A 19023-nucleotide genomic window follows, 5' to 3' on the forward strand; every position below is an offset into this window, starting at 1 on the left:
CATCTCGGCCTGCACGGCGCGAAGGTGCGGGAATCGCGGTCGGCTGCGGCCCGGCTCCCGCGCTTGCGTCGCTCACAGCAGGCCCCGCTCGCCGAGCAGTGCGTGGAGCGCCGCTGCGGACTCCTGCACGGTCTGGTCGTGCGACTCGATCCGCAGATCGGGCGACTCGGGCTCCTCGTACGGGTCGTCGACACCGGTCAGTCCGCTGATCTCACCCGCGGCCTGCTTCGCGTACAGGCCCTTCACGTCGCGTACCGAGCAGACCTCGACCGGAGTGGCGACGTGCACCTCCAGATAGGGCGTGCCCTCGCTCAGGTGGCGCTTACGCACCGCGTCCCGGCTGTCCGCGTACGGGGCGATGACCGGCACCAGGACCTTCACACCGTTGGACGCCAGCAGTTCGGCGACGAAACCGATCCGCTGGACATTCGTGTGCCGGTCCTCGCGGGTGAAGCCGAGGCCCGCGGAGAGGAACTCGCGGATCTCGTCACCGTCGAGGAGCTCGACACGGTGGCCCTCCGCGCGCAGCCGGCCCGCCAGCTCGTACGCGATGGTGGTCTTGCCGGCGCTCGGCAGACCCGTGAGCCAGATGGTGGCTCCGGTCACTTCCTTCTCCTGAATCTCCGGTGTGTACGTCATCAGCCGTGCAGCCCGCACTCGGTCTTGCCCCGCCCGGCCCAGCGGCCGGCGCGCGCGTCCTCGCCCTCGAGCACCCGGCGGGTGCAGGGCGCGCAGCCGACGGAGGCGTAGCCGTCCGTCAGCAGCGGGTTGGTGAGCACGCCGTGCTCGGCGACGTAGGCGTCCACGTCGTCCTGCGTCCAGCGGGCGATCGGGGAGACCTTGACCTTCTGCCGCTTCTCGTCCCAGCCGACGACCGGGGTGTTCGCCCGGGTGGGGGACTCGTCGCGGCGCAGGCCCGTGGCCCATGCTTCGTAGGCGGTCAGGCCCTCTTCGAGCGGCTTGACCTTGCGCAGCGCGCAGCACAGGTCGGGGTCGCGGTCGTGCAGCTTCGGGCCGTACTCGGCGTCCTGCTCGGCCACCGACTGCCGGGGCGTCAGCGTGATGACGTTGACGTCCATCACCGCGTCCACGGCGTCGCGGGTGCCGATGGTCTCCTCGAAGTGGTAGCCGGTGTCGAGGAAGACGACATCCACGCCGGGCAGCACCCGGGAGGCGAGGTGGGCGACCACCGCGTCCTCCATCGAGGAGGTGACACAGAACCGCGGGCCGAAGGTCTTCACGGCCCACTCGAGGATCTCCAGGGCGGAGGCCTCCTCGAGGTCCCGGCCCGCCTGTTCGGCCAGCGACTTGAGATCCCGCCCGGCCTGAACCGTCGTCATATCTCTTCCCCTCCACCGTCGTTGCGCTGAAGCCCTCGCGTCAGCAGACCGAGGAACTTCAACTGGAATGCGCGGTTGCACGCCGCGCATTCCCAGGCGCCGTGACCTTCTTCGCTGGGGCGCAGATCCTCGTCGCCGCAGTAGGGGCAGTAGAACGGTGCCGCACGCTCGCTCATGAGAGGGCCTCCTCGGAGGCCCTGGCCGCCCAGGTGGCGAAGCGCTCGCCGTCCGCGCGCTCCGCCTCGAAGCGCCTGAGGACCCGCTCCACGTAGTCCGGAAGCTCGGCCGAGGTGACCTTCAGGCCGCGCACCTTGCGGCCGAACGCCGGGTCGAGCCCCAGCGCGCCGCCGAGGTGGACCTGGTAGCCCTCGACCTGGTTGCCCTCGTCGTCCAGCATGAGCTGGCCCTTGAGACCGATGTCCGCGGTCTGGATCCGGGCGCAGGCGTTGGGGCAGCCGTTGAGGTTGATGGTGAGCGGCTCCTCGAACTCGGGCAGCCGCCGCTCGAGTTCGTCGATGAGGGCGGAGCCGCGGCCCTTGGTCTCGACGATGGCCAGCTTGCAGAACTCGATGCCGGTGCAGGCCATCGTGCCCCGCCGGAAAGGCGAGGGCGTGACCCGCAGGTCCAGCGCCTCCAGGCCGGCGACCAGCGAGTCGACCTGGTCCTCCGTCACGTCCAGCACGATCATCTTCTGCTCGACCGTGGTGCGCACGCGGCCGGAGCCGTGGTTCTCCGCCAACTCGGCGATCTTGTTGAGGGTCGCCCCGTCGACGCGGCCGACGCGCGGTGCGAAGCCGACGTAGAAGCGGCCGTCCTGCTGGCGGTGGACGCCGATGTGGTCGCGCCACTGCTGCGCGGGCTGCTCGGGGGCGGGACCGTCGACGAGCTTGCGCTTCAAGTACTCGTCCTCGAGGACCTGGCGGAACTTCTCGGGGCCCCAGTCGGCGACGAGGAACTTCAGCCGGGCGCGGTTGCGCAGCCGGCGGTAGCCGTAGTCGCGGAAGATCGAGACCACGCCCTCCCAGGCGTCGGGGACCTCGTCCAGCGGGACCCAGGCGCCGAGTCGGACGCCGAGCTTGGGGTTCGTGGAAAGGCCGCCGCCGACCCAGAGGTCGAAGCCGGGGCCGTGCTCGGGGTGCTCGACGCCGACGAAGGCGACGTCGTTGATCTCGTGCGCCACGTCGAGCAGCGGCGATCCGGAGATCGCGGTCTTGAACTTGCGGGGCAGGTTGGAGAATTCCTTGTTGCCGATGAACCGACGGTGGATCTCCTCGATGGCCGGGGTGCCGTCGACGATCTCGTCCTGGGCGATGCCGGCGACCGGCGAGCCGAGGATGGTGCGGGGCGTGTCACCGCAGGCCTCGGTCGTCGACAGGCCGACGGCCTCGAGCCGCCGCCAGATCTCCGGGACGTCCTCGATCCGGATCCAGTGGTACTGCACGTTCTGCCGGTCGGTGAGGTCGGCGGTGCCGCGGGCGAACTCCTGCGAGATCTCGCCGATGACCCGCAGCTGCTCGGTCGTCAGCCGCCCGCCGTCGATACGCACGCGCAGCATGAAGAACTCGTCGTCCAGCTCCTCCGGCTCCAGGATCGCGGTCTTGCCGCCGTCGATCCCGGGCTTGCGCTGGGTGTAGAGGCCCCACCAGCGCATACGTCCGCGCAGATCGGCGCCGTCGATCGAGTCGAAGCCCCGGTGTGCGTAGATCGTCTCAATGCGTGTCCGCACATTGAGACCGTCGTCGTCCTTCTTGGTCTGCTCGTTGCCGTTCAGGGGTGTGTGGTGCCCCATGGCCCACTGGCCCTCGCCACGGTGGCGTCCGGCCTTGCGGCGGGGCGTGACGGAGTCGGGCTTTTCAGGGCTGGCGGCCATGGTGATAGTCCTTCGAGACTGCAGGAGGGCGGCTCTGAGCTGCACACTCGCGGGAAGCGCGACGGTGCGCAGGGCGGGGTGAAGAAAATGCGGAAGTGCGGCGGTGCTGAACTCTCAGCAGGCCGGACAGATGGCGCTGGACATGCGGCCGAGGTCGACGTGCCGCCGACTCACCAAGGCAATTCCAGTGCTGGACATGACGGAAGCGTGTCATGGGACTTTGGACCCAGTCCACCTTCATCCAAAATGTGGACAACACTGTCCCGCATCGCGAGACAGTGTGTCATGGGTCACCGGAGAACGTACGCCGCGCCCCCGGGCGGGACCGTTCGGCAGCTCAGACCGCGGCACCCGGCCACGGGCCCGGAGCGGAGACCTCCGCCTCCTGCGTGACCTTCTCGTCGAAGACACGGAACCCGCGCCGCAGGTAGTTGTCCATCGCGTGCGGACCGTCCAGGGAACAGGTGTGCAGCCACACCCGCTTCGTCGGCGCGATCCCCGGCCACCGCTCCGCCAGGTCCCAGGCACGGGCCACCCCGGCCGACAGAAGATGACCGCCGATCCGGCGGCCGCGGAAGGCAGGGATCAGTCCGAAGTAGACGATCTCCACCACGCCGTCGTCCTGTGCCTGGAGCTCCACATAACCGGCCGGCGTCCCCTTCTCGTACGCGACCCACGTCTCGACCCCCGGGCGGTCCAGCAGCTCCCGCCACTCGGCGTACGTCCTGCCCAGCCGGTCCGTCCACCGGACGTCCCCGCCGACCGCCGTGTAGAGGAACCGGCTGAACTCGGGCGAAGCGATCTCGGCGCGGACGACACGTATGTCCTCCCCCGGGGCGGCCGACGGCCGCTGGTCGTCGGGGGAGGTCTGTTCGAGGGACCAGGTGGTCACGGTGACGGTGCTCATGCGCGACAGGGAATCACGCCACCCGCCCCCGACGCACGGCCGGGGCGCTCGAGTGCGGCAGCAGGTCCACAGGCCGCTCGGGCAGCACCAGCTCCACCTCCACCTCCTCCGAGAAGCGGTACGGCCGGTGGGCCAGGACCTGCGCGAGATGCCGCCGCAGCCGGGACATCTCCGCCCGCACCGTCACCGTCCGCGTCGGATCCTCGAAGAGGTCCTGCGCCAGCTGCGCCGCCGACCGCCCGTCACGGAACCGCGCCAGGACGTACAGCAGCTCGGCATGGCGGGGGCTGAGCTCGTGCGACCAGCTCCCCGAGGCGCCCGTGACGGTGACACACGGCCGCCGCGGCCGGCTCAGGTCCAGCACCACCCGGCCCGGCTCCGCGGCATCGGGAGACGCCTCGTCGAGACGTATCAGCCAGCCGCCCGGCAGCGGCTCGAGCGTGCACAGACCGAGCGACGGCAGCCACAGCCGGCCTGCCCTCACCGAACTCGGCAGCGGCAGCCGGCCCGGCGGCGCCATGCCCGTCACCGCCGCCGGCCAGCCGTTCGCGTCCACCGCCACCGCACGGCCGCCCAACCGCCCCAGCAGCGGAGCAGCGACACTGCGCAGCCGGTCGAGAGCCTCATGGTGGCGATTGCGCAGCTCGGCCTCCGCGAGGCGGGCCACCGACGTGACCAGCGCCAGCGTCGCCGGATGCATCGTCGACAGCGGACCGCTGATGTCGACGACCCCTATCAGCCTGCCGTCCCGCGGATCCGTGATCGGCGCGCCCGCGCACGTCCACGTGTGGTGCGTGGAGACGAAATGCTCGGCGGAGTGCACCTGCACCGGACGCCGGGACACCAGAGGAGTACCGACACCGTTCGTGCCGACCAGCTCCTCCTTCCAGTCGGCGCCCACCACGAAACCGTGCGAATCGCCCTTGCGGAGAACGGCCGCGCTGCCCTCCCGCCACAGCAGCCGGCCCTCGGCGTCCGCGACGACCATGATGTGCTGCGCGCCCTCCGCCATGGAGACCAGCCCCTCGCGCAGCACCGGCAGCACCTCCAGCAACGGCGAGGCGAGCCTGCGCCGCTCCAGCTCCTCCAGCGGAAGCAGCCCGGCCCTGCGGTCCCGATCCGGGTCCAGGCCACGACGCAGCATCCGCTGCCACGACTCGTCGATGTCAGCGCGGGGCCCCACCATCGGCCGGCGGCCGGACAGGGCGGCGTCCCGCACACCCTTCAGCAGCCGCAGGGCCTCGGCGGTGTCCATGGCCGCGAGTCCGGCCAGATCGAGCGATGCATTCTTCACGGGTCCTCCTCGGCGACGCCGGCGTCCGGTGTGCGGGGGTGGCCGCCCCAATCCTCCACCCGCCCGGCCGCCGCGCGCCGCGATATGCCACACAAGGATGCAACCCTTTGCAACCGTCGCGAAGGGGCGTGCGCGTGTACGAAGGTGACGGAACACCGGTTCGCCGGTGTGGGTGGTGCCGTGTCGGCGCAGCACCACCCGTCAACCGTCACGGGTGCGGGCCCTCTCACAGCGGCCCGCACCCGTTCGGTGTCTCGGGCCGGCGGTCGTCCCGGTCCCCGGGGCGCCCGGAGATCACACCACCGCGCGGGCACGCTCCACGATCGAAACCAGATCCAGCGTGTGCGGAAGCGAGCCGAACACCGAACCGCCGTCGCCGCCCAGACGCGACGCGCAGAACGCGTCCGCCACCTCCGGCGGGGCCCACCGCACCAGCAGCGAACCCTGCAGCACCAGCGCCATCCGCTCCACCAGCCGGCGCGCCCGTGCCTCGATGCCGTCCAGATCCGCCAGCTCCGTCAGCAGGCCCTTGATCGCCCCGTCCAGCCGGTGGTCAGCGCCCCGCGCCTCGCCCACCTCCTGGAGGAAGGCGTTCAGCGCCGACGGCTCCCTCTGCAGTGCCCGAAGCACATCGAGCGCCTGCACATTGCCCGACCCCTCCCAGATCGAGTTCAACGGCGACTCCCGTAGCAGCCGCGGCATGCCCGACTCCTCCACATAGCCGTTGCCGCCCAGACACTCCAGCGCCTCCGCCACCACCGGCGTGCACCGCTTCGCCACCCAGAACTTCGCCGCGGGAACCGCCAGCCGCAAGAACGCCCGCTCCCGCTCCGTGTCCGCGTCGTACGCCGCCGCCAGCCGCATCCCCAGCGTCGTCGCCGCCTCCGACTCCAGAGCCAGATCGGCCAGCACATTGCGCATCAGCGGCTTGTCGATCAGCAGCCCGCCGAACGCGCTCCGGTACGCCGTGTGATGGATCGCCTGCGCCACCGCCTGCCGCATCAGCGCGGCCGAACCGAGGACACAGTCCAGACGGGTCGCCGCCACCATCCCGATGATCGTGCGCACCCCCCGCCCCTCCTCGCCGACCCGCCGCGCCCACGTCCCCTCGAACTCGACCTCGGCCGAGGCGTTGGACCGGTTGCCGAGCTTGTCCTTCAGCCGCTGGATCCGGAAGACGTTCCGGCTCCCGTCCTCCAGCACCCGGGGCACCAGGAAACAGGTCGGCCCGCCCCGCCCCGTGGCAGGCGACACCTGCGCCAGCACCAGGAAACCGTCGCTCATCGGAGCCGAACAGAACCACTTGTGCCCCGTCAGCAGGTACTCGCCCTCCTGCCCCAGCGGCTCGGCACGCGTCGTGTTCGTCCGCACGTCACTGCCGCCCTGCTTCTCCGTCATGGCCATCCCGAACAGGGCCCCGCGCTTCGACGACGCCGGACGCAGACCCTCCTCGTACACGGCCGACGTCAGCCGTGGCTCCCACTCGGCGGCCAGCACCGGATCGGTACGCAGCGCCGGCACCGCGGCGTGCGTCATCGACACCGGGCAGCCGTGGCCCGCCTCGACCTGCGTCCACACCAGGAAACCGGCCGCCCGGCGGACATGCCCGCCCGGCCTGCCCCAGGCATTCACCAGACCCGCGGAAACGGCACGGCCCAGCAGCCGGTGCCAGGCCGGATGGAACTCCACCTCGTCGATCCGGTGCCCGTACCGGTCATGCGTCCGCAGCCTCGGCGGAAACCCGTCCGCCTGCGCCCCCCACTCCTGGGCCTCGGCCGAGCCCGCCGCCCGTCCGAGCCCCGAAAGCTCCTCGCGCGCCGCCTCACCGGCCCCCGGCACCACATGCCGGTCGACCGCCTCCGCGAGGGCACGGTCGGCGGCGAACAGGTCGTACCCCACCAGGGGCGGAGGCTGGTTGGTCACTGTGTGGGTGCTGGCTGCCATGCCGATACGGTAAGGAGGTGCAGGCAGCAAACGAAACACCCGAGCGGCCGTCGGGCCGGCTCCACCGGGCCCGAGTCCTCTACCGCAACGTCTCGAAGCGGAAGATGGCATGGCTGCTGCTGAAAGACACGGTCAATTCGTGCATCGAATACCGCATCCTCGGCCTGGCGGCCGAAGCGGCGTTCTTCACACTGCTGTCCGTCCCGCCGCTGATGCTCGGACTGATCGGCCTCCTCGGTTACATCGACGACTGGACCAACACCACCACCGTCGCCTCCATCGAGGAGAACATCCTCACCGCCGTCGGCACCGTCCTGTCCGACCGCGGCGTCAACGACATCGCCAAACCGCTCCTCGAGGACGTCACCCAGGGCGGCCGGCCCGACCTCATCTCCATCGGCTTCGCCATCGCCCTGTGGTCCGGGTCGCGGGCCGTCAACGTCTTCATCGACACCATCACCGTCATGTACGGGCTCGACGGCCACCGCGGCATCGTCGCCACCAGGCTGCTGGCGTTCCTGCTGTACATCGTCGCCCTGCTGATCGGCGCGGTCGTACTGCCGCTCGCCGTCGTCGGCCCCGACCGGGTCGTCGAGTTCATGCCCTGGGGCACGGAAGTCGTCCGGCTCCTCTACTGGCCCGTCGTCATCCTGCTCTCCATCGCCTTCCTGACCACGCTCTACCACGTGTCCGTGCCCGTCCGGTCCCCCTGGGTCGAGGACATCCCCGGCGCCCTCGTGGCCCTCGGCATGTGGATCCTCGGCAGCTTCCTGCTGCGCATCTACCTCACCAGCCAGGTCGAAGGCCCCACGATCTACGGCTCCCTCGCCGCGCCCATCGCCTTCCTGCTGTGGATCGGCATCTCCGCGTTCGCCGTCCTCGTCGGCGCGGCCGTCAACGCCGCGATCGACCGGGTCTGGCCGTCGGTCGCCACGGCCGCGGCCCGCGCCGCGAACGAACGGGCCCGCGCCGCCGACGCGGCGCAGCTGCTGGCACGGGCGCGGGCCGCGGAGATGTACGGCGACGGGGACGACGCCGACGACGAGGACGGCGGCGGGGACATGCCGTCCGAATTCCCGGAGCGCTGGTCGAAGTTCCTGCCGGTGGACGACGTGCGGGCACGGCTGCACACGACGAAGGAGAACGGCCGGGAGGGCCGCGAGTAGTTCTTCGAGCGCTGCGCGCTCGGGCGTGACCGGGCCTTGTCCGGGCCGGCCCGGTGTCGCCCCTGCGGGCGTGGCCCGGTCGGGGGCGTGGCGCTCCAGGGGTTCGCTCCTGGGGCGTGGCTCGGTCCAGTGGCGTGTCGCCCTGGGGGCGGGGCCCGGCACGGGGCGTGTCGCCCGTGCGTCCGTCGCGTGCGGGTGCGTTGCGCCCCTTGCGGGGCGTGGCTGCGCGGGTGGTGGGTGCGGGGGGCGGGGCCTCCGGAGGGGGTGCCCGGAATGGCTGTGGGGGCGTCAGCCTGCGCCGGCCCCTGCCCCGGGGAAGGGGGACGTCGCCCCGTGGGGGAGGGACACGACCCCGCAGGGGCATAGCCTCGGAGACATGTACGCGGAGCGCGCCTCGGTCGTCCCCGGCGCCGTCGTGTGGACGCGGAGTGCCGGTCCCGGGGCCGGCCCCGTGCTGCCCGACGGCTGTATGGATCTGCTCTGGTCGGAGGGGCGGCTGCTCGTCGCCGGGCCCGACACGCACGCGCACGCCCCCGGCGGGGGCGGAGCCTGGGCGGGGGTGCGGTTCGCGCCCGGGAGTGCGCCCGCCGTGCTGGGGGTGCCCGCGCACGAGCTGCGGGACCGGCGGGTGGAGCTCGCGGAGCTGTGGGGCGACGCGGACGCGCGCAGGCTCGCCGAGCGGATCGGCGAGGCCCGCGACGAGGCGGCGGAGCTGGAGGCGATCGCCCTGGAGCGGGCCGTACCGACGGACCCGCTGCTCGGGGCCGTCGTACGGCACCTGGACGCCGGCGGCACGGTCGCCGCCGCGGCCGACGCGGCCGGGCTCGGCGCCCGGCAGCTGCACCGGCGGTCGCTGGACGCCTTCGGCTACGGCCCCAAGACGCTGGCCCGGATCCTGCGGCTGCAACGCGCCCTGGCGCTGGTGCGCCGCGGCGTCCCGTACGGGGACGCCGCGCACCGCGCCGGCTGCGCCGACCAGGCGCACCTCGCCCGGGAGATGCGCGCGCTGGCCGGGACCACACTGGGCGCCTACGAGGCGCTGGCGAAGAGCGAGACGCCGAGCCCGTCGGGGTCGAGGACGACCGCGTAACGCTGGCCCCAGACGGCGTCCCAGGGCTTGAGGTGGCCCCGGTAGCCGGCGGCGACGAGTTCGTCGTACAGGGCGTCCACCTCGGCGGGGCTGTCGCAGAGGAACGCCGGCGCCATGCGTTCGCCGCCGGTGGGGCGGGTCCAGTCCGGGTCGAAGGAGCGCGTCGTCTCCTCGGTGTCCCACATCAGGCGCAGTCCCCCCGGCAGTACGGCCTCCGCGTGCGGCGCGGAGTCCGCCTCCGCGGGGATGTCGAGACCGAGGCGGCGGTAGAAGGCGAGTGAGGCGGCCATGTCGCTGACGACCAGGCCGATCGCGTCGAAACGTGGAGTCATGCGGACCAACGTAGGGCGGGGCGGGGCCGGTGGTCTTGAACGAATCGGACGTCACGGTTTCGTAAGGCGGCCCGGCCGTGGGAGGTCCCCGCGGGCGAGGACACTGGCTGTATGCAGAGCATTCTGGTCGTGGACGACGACCCGACGGTCGCGGAGGTCGTCACCGGGTACCTGGAGCGGGCGGGTTTCGCCGTGGACCGTGCCGCCGACGGGCCGCAGGCGCTGCGGCTCGCGACCGGGCGGCGGCCCGACCTGGTCGTGCTGGACCTGATGCTGCCGGGCATGGACGGGCTGGAGGTGTGCCGCCGGCTGCGGGCCGGTGAACAGGCGCCCGTACCGGTGATCATGCTCACGGCGCGCGGCGACGAGGACGACCGCATCCTCGGCCTCGAGGTGGGCGCGGACGACTACGTGACCAAGCCGTTCAGCCCGCGGGAGCTGGTGCTCCGGGTCGAGTCGGTGCTGCGCAGGGGCGGCGGGGGAGCGGGGGAGCGGCGGGCCGGGCCGGAGCTGGCGGCGGCGGGCATCGTCCTCGACCCGGGTGCCCGGCGCGCGACGAAGGACGGGCGTGAACTGGCGCTGACGCTGAGGGAGTTCGACCTGCTGGCCCATCTGATGCGGCACCCGGGCAAGGCGATCGGCCGTGAGCGGCTGATGCAGGACGTGTGGGGCTGGGAGTTCGGCGACCTGTCGACCGTGACCGTCCATGTGCGCCGCCTGCGCGGCAAGATCGAGGACGACCCGGCCCGGCCGAAGCTGATCCAGACGGTATGGGGAGTCGGTTACCGCTTCGACTCGCCGGAAGAGGGCTGATCGCCGTGCGGGACATGCTGCTCATCGCGTTCTACGCCCTGATGGGCGCCGCGGCGGCCGGGATCGTCGGCGCCCTCGTGCTGCGGGTGCTGCGGCACCGTTCCGTCGCGGTGTCGCTGACCGTGGTCGCGGCGGTGACCGTCACCGCCATGCTGGCGGGCACCCTCGCGGTCGCGCAGGCGATGTTCCTGTCACCGCACGACCTGACGGTCGTCACCATGGTCGTGGCCATGGCGGCCGTGGTCTCCCTGGCGACGGCCCTGCTGCTCGGCAGGTGGGTCGTCGCACGCAGCCGTGAACTGGCCCTCGCGGCCCGGTCGTTCGGGGACGGCGGTTCCTTCGCCGCGCCCGGCGTCCCCTCCACGGCCGAGTTGGAGGCGCTCAGCAGGGAACTGGCGGCCACCAGCGACCGGCTCGCCGAGTCCCGGGAACGGGAACGCGCCCTCGAGACGTCCCGGCGTGAGCTCGTCGCCTGGATCTCCCACGACCTGCGCACCCCGCTCGCCGGTCTGCGTGCCATGTCGGAGGCGTTGGAGGACGGCGTCGTCCAGGATCCCGACCGCTACTTCCGCCAGATCCGTACCGAGGTCGACCGGCTCAACTCGATGGTCGGCGACCTCTTCGAACTGTCCCGCATCCACGCGGGCGCGCTCGCGCTGACCCCGACCCGCATGTCGCTCTACGACCTGGTCGGGGAGGCTCTCGCGGGCGCAGGTCCGCTGGCCCGTGAGCACGGCGTGCGTCTGGTCGGCGACGGCGTCGAACCGGTCCCGGTCGAGGTGGACGGCAAGGAGATGACGCGGGTCCTCGCCAATCTGCTGGTGAACGCCATCCGCCGGACCCCTGCCGATGGCACGGTCGCCGTCGCCGCGGAACGGCGTGAGGACCGGGTGGTCGTCTCCGTCACCGACGGCTGCGGAGGCATCCCCGAGGAGGATCTGCCCCGCGTGTTCGACACGGGCTGGCGCGGCTCCGAGGCCCGTACGCCGCCGGCCGGCGCGGGGCTCGGACTGGCCATCGTCCGCGGGATCGTCGAGGCGCACGCGGGCCACGCGGAGGTGAGCAACGTGAGCGGTGGCTGCCGCTTCGAGGTGTCCCTGCCCGCCGCCGCGCCGCGCTGACCCGGCCAGGCTCCCCGGGGGCGAAACAGCGCCGCCCGTGAGGCGTGAGGCGGCGGGCGGTGGGGCAGTCACACGTCGATGACCGGACCGACACCACCGAACGACCGCTCGACGTGGGGGGCTTGGCCGCATGGCGCGACAATCGCACTGGGAATTCTTCGACGACCGCGGGCGGCTGGCGTCCGCACCACGCACCCCGGTCCGGCCGGTCACCTATATACAGGCGGGCGCCGCACTGTTCGACCACGGGCTCCTGCCGGCCGGCGTGTTCGGCTCCGCCCACGACGGCGCGGGCCCCGACCCGGCCAAGGCGGGTGACCTGCCGCTGACCGACGTGAGCTACCTCGGGTCCGGCCCGGGTGTCGACGCGGACGCCGTGCTGGCGGCCGGTCCCGACCTGGTGGTGGCCGTGACGTACGGCTCCGACCAGATCTACGGCCTCGATCCGGACACGGCCAAGTACCTGGAGGAACGCGTCCCGGTCGTCGTGCTCGACATCGGCCAGGGGCGTTCGTTCGACGAGGTGCGTGGGCGGTTCGACGCGCTGGCGCGCTCCCTCGGCGCGGCGCCCGAGCCGTCGGCCGCGGCCGGACTCGAAGCGGCGCGGGGGCGGTTGGGCGCCGCCGCGGCCGAAGCGGCCGGGGTGCGGGTCCTGGCCCTGTCGCCTGCGGGCCAGGACAGCGTCCATCTGGCCAGGCCCGGCGCCTGGTCCGATCTGCGGGCCCTGTCGGCGTGCGGCGTCGGCCTGGCAGAACCGGAAGCGGGCGCCGGGGTCAACTGGTCCACCACAGACTGGGCCGCCGCCGCCCGGCTGGAACCGGACGTGGTCCTGGTGGACGTGCGGGCCAACGCCTTCCCCGTCGAGCGGCTGCGGGGGGCGGCGGACTGGGACGCACTGCGGGCCCGCGCCAGGCTCCTGCCGTGGAACCCGGAGATCCCGCCCAGCGCGCCGGCGCACACACGCTTCTTCGACGCGGTCGCCGACGTCCTCGGGGCGTAGCGGGCCCGGGCGTTCGGCGGGCTGTGCCGCCCCGGCCCCCGGCGGCCGGGTGGCGTCGGCTGCGGCGTACGTCGCACCCGGCGGCTCTTGCCCCCGGCGGGGCGGGGCCGTACGCTCACGGCGACGTACCGACTAGCCGGTATGCGCCGGTGGTGCGTCCGTACGCGGCGACGAACAGCCTGCCGGCTGTGCCCGCCGGCCCGATCCACCAGCCGAACGCAGGAGCAGCCGGAGATGACCACAGCCAACCGCCAGGTACGCCTGGCCGCACGTCCCGCGGGCGAGCCGCGCGACACCGACTGGCAGCACGTCGAGGAGCCCGTGGGCGAGCCGGCCGACGGGGAGTTCCTGGTGCAGGTCCTGTACCTGTCCATCGATCCGGCGATGCGCGGCTGGATGAACGCCGGCCGGTCCTACATCCGCCCGGTGGAGATCGGCGAGGTGATGCGCGCCGGCGCGGTGGGCCGGGTGACCGCCTCCCGGCATCCCGGCTTCGCCGTCGGCGACCATGTGTCCGGCACGTTCGGCGTGCAGGAGTACTGCCTCTCCGACGGGCGCGGCGTCACCAAGGTCGACCCGGCCGCGGCGCCCCTGCCGACCTATCTCGGCACGCTCGGCATGTCGGGTCTGACGGCCTACTTCGGCCTCATCGACATCGGACGTCCCGAGCCGGGCCAGACCGTCGTGGTCTCCGGTGCGGCCGGAGCCGTCGGCAGCATCGTCGGCCAGATCGCCAAGATCCTGGGCTGCCGGGTCATCGGCATCGCCGGCGGTGAGCGCAAGTGCCGGATGGTGGTCGACGAGTTCGGGTTCGACGCCGCGATCGACTACCAGAGCGAGGACGTCCGCAAGGCGCTGCGCGAACACGCCCCCGACGGCGTCGACGTGTACTTCGACAACGTCGGCGGCGACATCCTGGACGCCGTGCTGCTCCGGCTGGCGCGCGGGGCCCGCGTCGTCATCTGCGGTGCGGTCTCCCAGTACAACAGCACCCGGCCGCAGGGTCCCGCCAACTACATGTCGCTGCTGGTCAACCGCGCCTCCATGACGGGCATGGTGGTGTTCGACTACGCCGACCGCTACGCGGAGGGTGTCGCGCAGCTCGCCGAGTGGCGGGCGGAGGGCCGGCTCACGTCGCTGGAGGACGTGGTGCCCGGAGGGGTCGCGGCGTTCCCGGAGACCCTGATGCGGCTGTTCCGCGGCGCGAACCACGGAAAGCTGGTTCTCGAGGTCGCAGCTGGGCAAGGTACAGGCACAGCCATAGGGGAGGGTGGGAGCCGGTGAAGGCGCTGACTTACCAAGGCCGTCATGACATCCGCTACGAGGAGGTCCCCGACCCGGTCGTGGCGAGCCCCACGGACGCGGTCGTCAAGGTCACCGCGGCCGGAATCTGCGGCAGCGATCTGCATATCTACGGCGGCAACCCGTTCAGCCCGGAGGTCGGCTACACCCCGGGACACGAGTGCGTCGGCGTGGTCGTCGAGACCGGTGACCAGGTCAGCCGCTTCAGGCCCGGTGACCGGGTCATGCTTCCCGCGTCGGTCGGCTGCACCCTGTGCCCGACCTGCGCGGCCGGGTTCACCGCCCGGTGCGAGCGCGCCAAGAGCATGACCGACCTCTGCTACGGCGTGAGCCCGCAGCTCCCGGGCAGCCAGGCCCAGGCCCTCGCGGTGCCCTACGCCGACGTCAACCTGGTGAGCCTGCCGGAGGACATCTCCGACGAGGCCGCCGTGGTCCTCACCGACAACGCGCCCACCGCCTGGTACGGCTGCCGACGCGCCCGCATCGGCCCCGGCGAGACGGTGCTCGTCATCGGCCTCGGCCCGGTGGGCCTGATGGCCGCCCAGTCCGCGTTCGCCATGGGCGCCGCTCGGGTCCTGGGCGTGGACCTGGTCGCGGAGCGCCGTGCCTTCGCCGCCACGATGGGCGTCGAGCCGGTCGAGGACGAGGACGCCCGGGCGGCCGTGCGCGATATGACCGGGGGGCGGGGACCGGACGCCGTGGTGGAGGCCGTGGGCTCGGACGCCTCCATCCAACTCGCTCTCAAGTCGGTGCGGCAGGCAGGACGCGTCAGCGTCGTCGGGGTCAGCCAGAACGAGGCCTTCCCCTTCCACATGGGGCTGGCCCAGGTCAAGGAGCTGGAGTTCGCCATCGGCCTGTGCTCGGTCCACTACGAGCTGCCGGTCCTGATGTCCCTGACCCAGGCAGGCCGGATCACCCCGGAAGCCGTGGTCTCGCACCGCTTCGCGCTCTCCGAGGGGCCCGCGGCGTACGAGCTGTACAGCAGCCGCGCCGACGGGGTACACAAGATCGTTCTCGATCCGTCCCGTTGATCGCTCCCGACGCCCCCGCGCCGGCCGTCCACGGCCCCGCGGCGGCGTCGCTGCCCATGGGGTGACGTCCCACGAAGAGGCGCCCGCCGACTCAGGCGGGCGCCTCTCTTTCTGTCCGCTGGATACCCCCCCTGGGTATGTGTTAATGTGGGTCTCATACCCCCGCCGGGTATTCGTCCCGAGGAGACGTCATGAAGACCCCTATGAAGATCACCGCCTTCGCCGCCGCGCTCGCCGCCTCCTTCGGAGCCGCCTACGGAGTCGGCAATGTGGTCGCGCCCGTCGACACGGCACCCCCGCCCGCCGCGCATTCCGAGCACTCGGCGGACGCACGGGCCTCCGAGGAGCCGGGCGGCCACGGCCCCTCCGCGGCCGGCGGGCTGCAGATCTCCGAAGGCGGCTACACCCTCGACCTCGACACTCCGCGCGTCCCCGCCGGGCGGAGCAGTGAACTGCGCTTCACCGTCCGCGACGACGACGGCCGGCCCGTCACCGCATACCAGCGCGAACACGACAAGGAACTCCACCTCATCCTCGCCTCGCGCGACCTCGGCACCTACCGCCATCTGCACCCCGCCAGGGCCGCGGACGGCACCTGGAGCATCGCCGCGGACCTGCCGAAGGCAGGGGACTACCGCCTCTTCGCCGACTTCACCCCCGCCGCCGAGGGTGCGAAGAACCTCACCCTCGGCGCGGACCTCGCCGTCTCCGGCGCCTACCGGCCCGCCCCGCTTCCCGCAGCCGCCGAGGTGGCGAAGGTCGACGGCTACACGGTCACCCTCGACGGCGCGCTGCACCCCGAGAAAGCCGGCGAGCTGAAGCTGAGCGTCTCCCGCGACGGACGTCCCGTCACCGACCTCGAGCCTTACCTCGGGGCGTACGGGCACCTGGTGGCGCTGCGCTCCGGCGACCTCGCCTACCTCCATGTCCACCCCGGTGGCGAGCCCGGTGACGGCACGACCCGCCCCGGCCCCGAAGTGACCTTCACGGCCACGGCCCCGAGCCCCGGCGCGTACCGGCTGTTCCTCGACTTCAAGCACGAAGGCAAGGTCCGCACCGCCGCGTTCACCGTGGTCACGGCGGACGCCCCCGACCAGGGGACCGGTACGCAGGACACGCCGGGGAACACGCAGGAGAGCCACGACGGGAACGGGATCGGGGACGGGCACTCGCACGAGTAGGCCGGAGGACCCCCGAGGCGCAACCGGGCGGTGGAGCAGGGCAGTCTATGAGGTGTGTCCTCCTCCTCACTCCCTCATCAGGCGCAACACCCCACCGTCCAGGGCCACATGATCGTGTGCGGGGACGACGCCCTCGTCCACCGGCTGGCCGGGGAACTCCGCGAGGTGTACGGCGAGCGGGTCACCCTCGTCGTACCGGCCGCCCAGCCTTCCAGAAGCCCCGAACTGCCCCTTTCCGGGCGGGTCAGGGCCTCTGCGCTGTTCGGCCGGATGTCCGCCGCCATGACCAGGGCCGTCGGCACCACCGCCCCCACCGCCCCCACCGCTCCCGGCGACACCCCGCCGCCCGATCTGCCCAGGGTCCTCGAGACCCTTGAGCTCGACGAGGACGTACTCCTCGAAGCCGGCGTCGGACGGGCCGCCGCGCTGGCCCTCGTCCATGACGACGACGAGACGAACATCCGCGCGGCCCTTGCCGCACGCAGACTCAACCCCCACCTGCGCCTGGTGATCCGGCTCTACAACCGCAAGCTCGGCCAGCACCTCGCCGAACTCCTCGACCAGGCCGCCGCGCTGTCCCTCCCCGGCCTCGCCGGCCAGGCACTCGACGCCTCGACCACCGTGCTCTCCGACGCTGACACCGCGGCCCCCGCGCTGGCCGCGACCGCCGTCGCCGGCACGAGCAAGATCGTCCAGGCGGACGGTCTGCTGCTGAGGGCCGTCGAACGCACCCCGCCCGCGCGCGGCGAGGTGGCCGACCCCGGCCTGTGCACGCTCGCCCTGCTGTCGTCCACCACCAACGACCCCGCAGGCGCGGAGGGTTCCGACCGGAGCGGACAGGAAGGACCGCGCCTGCTGCCCGACGACCGAAGCGTCGCCGAGGCCACCGGACGCGGCACCGTCGTGCTCGAAGCCATCTCCCACCGGGCGGGGGGCGGCGAACCGGGCCCCCTCGCCGGCCGGGGCGTCCCCCTCGGCCGGCTCTTCTCCCGGCGGCTGCGCTGGTCGCTGGCCGGGCTCGGCGCCGCCGTCGTCGCCCTGGCCGTCGCCTCGTGGATCACCACCGGCGACGACCCGCTGCACGCCACGTACCTCGTGCTGCTGGACCTGTTCGCCATGGGCGACCCCGCGGCCGGCGCCGACGCCGACCGGCAGATCCTGCAACTCCTCACCGGGCTCGCCGGCCTGATGCTGCTGCCGCTGACGGTCGCGGCGGCACTGGAGGCGCTCGGCACCTTCCGGACCGCGTCCGCCCTGCGTCGCCCGCCGCGCGGCCTGTCCGGGCACGTCGTCCTGCTGGGACTGGGAAAGATCGGCACCCGGGTCCTGATGCGCCTGCGCGAACTGGGCATCCCCGTCGTCTGCGTCGAGGAGGACCCCGAGGCCCGCGGCATCGCCCTCGTCCGCCGGCTGCGGGTGCCCACCGTCATGGGCGACGTGACCGAGGAGGGCGTCCTGGAGGCCGCCAAGATCCACCGGGCGCACGCACTGCTCGCCCTCACCAGCGTCGACACCACGAACCTCGAGGCCGCGCTCTACGCCCGTTCCGCCAAACCCGACCTCCGCGTGGCGCTGCGCATCTACGACGACGACTTCGCGACCGCCGTCTACCGCAGCCTGCGCGCCGCGTACCCCGACGCCCTGACCCGCAGCCGCAGCGTCTCCACGCTCGCCGCGCCCGCGTTCGCCGTCGCCATGATGGGGCGCCAGATCCTCGGCGCCGTACCCGTGGAACGCAAGGTGCTGCTCTTCGCCGCCGTCGACGTGGCAGGACACCCCCAACTGGAGGGACGCACCGTCGCGGAGGCGTTCAGGCCCGGTGCCTGGCGGATCGTCGCCCTCGACGCGACGGACCCCGGCGAACGGCAGCCCGACCTGGCGAACGCCCGCCGCGACCAGGAAGGCAACCCGACCGGGCTGGTGTGGGACCTCCATCCCGGCTACGTGCTACGGGCCCAGGACCGGGTCGTCGTCGCCGCGACGCGTCGCGGGGCCGCCGAACTCCTGGGACGGCGGCCGCAGTTGCGCACGGGCGGATAGAAATGCGTTGTATATGTAGGTAGATGCCTGATTCGGCCTGATTGTTCTGCGGTAGAATTCTTTACCTGGTCATTGCAATGCTCCTCGAGCGGCGCAATGGGCTTCAGTGACAGGAGGGTTTGCCGGCGCCCTGCGGTGCCGGCCGGGCGGAGGGGTACGAGATGGCGCACGCGCGCAGCGGCCGTGCCCGCCGTCCCGGTGGCAGGCCGAGCCTTGGGGGAGCGGCGTGTCCTGGTGGTGCGCCGCGTCTTGGTGGTGCGCCGCGTCTTGGTGGTTCGCCGCGCCTCGGTGGTTCGCCGCGCCCCGGCGTCGTGCGCCTCGACGGCGTCGCGCGCGGCACCGTAAGCGTGCGCATCGACACGCGTGCGCGGGACGGCGTTCCCGATCCCGCCCTTGGCGACCGACGGCCGGGCCCCACCATGTCCGCCCGACTCACCTGACCGACCCTCCGACCCTGTCCACGGCCGGTCGGCGCCGGTGAACGGCGGTTGAGCCAGAATCCTCTTCCGGTGGCCGCTGCGACATCCAGCGGCACCACCGGAGCAGACAGCACAGCCGCCCGCACACAGTCCGACGACCGCCCGTACGGAGC

The 19023-nt window shown here is 72.5% G+C and carries 18 protein-coding genes; 9 read left to right on the plus strand and 9 right to left on the minus strand.

The window, feature by feature from the left end; all coding sequences use genetic code 11:
• Nucleotides 1–72: 72 nt before the first annotated feature.
• The 8 genes from cysC to ACTMTU_RS00295 form a co-directional block, all read right to left on the minus strand.
• Nucleotides 73–639: an adenylyl-sulfate kinase gene (gene cysC / locus ACTMTU_RS00260; protein WP_441261345.1), complete on the minus strand. Its 567-nt coding sequence runs from the start codon at nt 637–639 to the stop codon at nt 73–75.
• A complete protein-coding gene (locus ACTMTU_RS00265; RefSeq protein ID WP_441261346.1) occupies nt 639–1340 on the minus strand; it encodes a phosphoadenylyl-sulfate reductase in 702 nt (233 codons plus the stop codon). Before ACTMTU_RS00265 ends, cysC begins: the two co-directional genes overlap by 1 nt.
• Nucleotides 1337–1516 carry a hypothetical protein gene (locus ACTMTU_RS00270; protein WP_078951228.1) on the minus strand — a complete coding sequence of 60 codons (180 nt, stop codon included), beginning with the start codon at nt 1514–1516 and terminating at the stop codon, nt 1337–1339. The genes ACTMTU_RS00265 and ACTMTU_RS00270 overlap by 4 nt, the downstream gene beginning before the upstream one ends.
• Nucleotides 1513–3210: a nitrite/sulfite reductase gene (locus ACTMTU_RS00275; protein WP_441261347.1), complete on the minus strand. Its 1698-nt coding sequence runs from the start codon at nt 3208–3210 to the stop codon at nt 1513–1515. Before ACTMTU_RS00275 ends, ACTMTU_RS00270 begins: the two co-directional genes overlap by 4 nt.
• Nucleotides 3211–3324: 114 nt before the next feature.
• On the minus strand, nt 3325–3408 hold the full coding sequence (locus tag ACTMTU_RS00280; protein ID WP_310650533.1) for a putative leader peptide: 84 nt from the start codon (nt 3406–3408) through the stop codon (nt 3325–3327).
• 139 nt (nt 3409–3547) lie between these two features.
• The gene (locus ACTMTU_RS00285; protein WP_441261348.1) at nt 3548–4117 is read right to left on the minus strand and encodes a GNAT family N-acetyltransferase; all 570 of its coding nucleotides are present in this window, start codon (nt 4115–4117) and stop codon (nt 3548–3550) included.
• A 13-nt stretch (nt 4118–4130) separates the two neighbouring features.
• A complete protein-coding gene (locus ACTMTU_RS00290; protein WP_441261349.1) occupies nt 4131–5411 on the minus strand; it encodes a GAF domain-containing protein in 1281 nt (426 codons plus the stop codon).
• 294 nt (nt 5412–5705) lie between these two features.
• Nucleotides 5706–7355, minus strand: coding sequence for an acyl-CoA dehydrogenase family protein (locus ACTMTU_RS00295; RefSeq protein ID WP_441261350.1), 1650 nt, complete (start codon nt 7353–7355; stop codon nt 5706–5708).
• Between the two features lie 17 nt (nt 7356–7372).
• Here ACTMTU_RS00295 and ACTMTU_RS00300 point away from each other — a divergent pair, with 17 nt between their 5' ends.
• Both ACTMTU_RS00300 and ACTMTU_RS00305 read left to right on the plus strand, forming a co-directional pair.
• Nucleotides 7373–8521, plus strand: a complete 1149-nt coding sequence (locus ACTMTU_RS00300) for a YihY/virulence factor BrkB family protein (RefSeq protein WP_441261351.1) — start codon at nt 7373–7375, stop codon at nt 8519–8521.
• Nucleotides 8522–8897: 376 nt separating this feature from the next.
• Nucleotides 8898–9611 (plus strand): helix-turn-helix domain-containing protein, encoded by a 714-nt coding sequence (locus ACTMTU_RS00305; RefSeq protein ID WP_441261352.1) that lies wholly within the window; start codon nt 8898–8900, stop codon nt 9609–9611.
• Here the strand turns inward: ACTMTU_RS00305 and ACTMTU_RS00310 are convergent.
• Nucleotides 9551–9943 (minus strand): VOC family protein, encoded by a 393-nt coding sequence (locus tag ACTMTU_RS00310; RefSeq protein WP_441261353.1) that lies wholly within the window; start codon nt 9941–9943, stop codon nt 9551–9553. The two genes, ACTMTU_RS00305 and ACTMTU_RS00310, sit on opposite strands and share 61 nt — an antisense overlap.
• A 111-nt stretch (nt 9944–10054) precedes the next feature.
• Between ACTMTU_RS00310 and ACTMTU_RS00315 the strand changes: the two genes are divergently transcribed.
• The 7 genes from ACTMTU_RS00315 to ACTMTU_RS00345 all read left to right on the plus strand — a co-directional run bounded on the left by ACTMTU_RS00315 (nt 10055) and on the right by ACTMTU_RS00345 (nt 18431).
• Complete coding sequence (locus ACTMTU_RS00315; RefSeq protein WP_441261354.1) at nt 10055–10756, plus strand: response regulator transcription factor; 702 nt, start codon at nt 10055–10057, stop codon at nt 10754–10756.
• 5 nt (nt 10757–10761) lie between these two features.
• Entirely contained in the window at nt 10762–11877 is a 1116-nt protein-coding gene (locus ACTMTU_RS00320; protein ID WP_441261355.1) for a sensor histidine kinase, read from the plus strand.
• A gap of 130 nt (nt 11878–12007) precedes the next feature.
• Nucleotides 12008–12877: an ABC transporter substrate-binding protein gene (locus ACTMTU_RS00325; RefSeq protein ID WP_441261356.1), complete on the plus strand. Its 870-nt coding sequence runs from the start codon at nt 12008–12010 to the stop codon at nt 12875–12877.
• Between the two features lie 234 nt (nt 12878–13111).
• Nucleotides 13112–14161 (plus strand): NADP-dependent oxidoreductase, encoded by a 1050-nt coding sequence (locus tag ACTMTU_RS00330; protein WP_441261357.1) that lies wholly within the window; start codon nt 13112–13114, stop codon nt 14159–14161.
• A complete protein-coding gene (locus tag ACTMTU_RS00335) occupies nt 14158–15210 on the plus strand; it encodes a zinc-binding dehydrogenase (RefSeq protein ID WP_441261358.1) in 1053 nt (350 codons plus the stop codon). Before ACTMTU_RS00330 ends, ACTMTU_RS00335 begins: the two co-directional genes overlap by 4 nt.
• 191 nt (nt 15211–15401) lie before the next feature.
• Nucleotides 15402–16391, plus strand: coding sequence for a hypothetical protein (locus ACTMTU_RS00340; RefSeq protein ID WP_441261359.1), 990 nt, complete (start codon nt 15402–15404; stop codon nt 16389–16391).
• 108 nt (nt 16392–16499) lie between these two features.
• The gene (locus tag ACTMTU_RS00345) at nt 16500–18431 is read left to right on the plus strand and encodes an NAD-binding protein (RefSeq protein ID WP_441261952.1); all 1932 of its coding nucleotides are present in this window, start codon (nt 16500–16502) and stop codon (nt 18429–18431) included.
• Nucleotides 18432–19023 lie beyond the last annotated feature (592 nt).

It is taken from the genome of Streptomyces sp. OZ13 (genome assembly GCF_052068155.1).
Classification (GTDB): Bacteria; Actinomycetota; Actinomycetes; order Streptomycetales; family Streptomycetaceae; genus Streptomyces.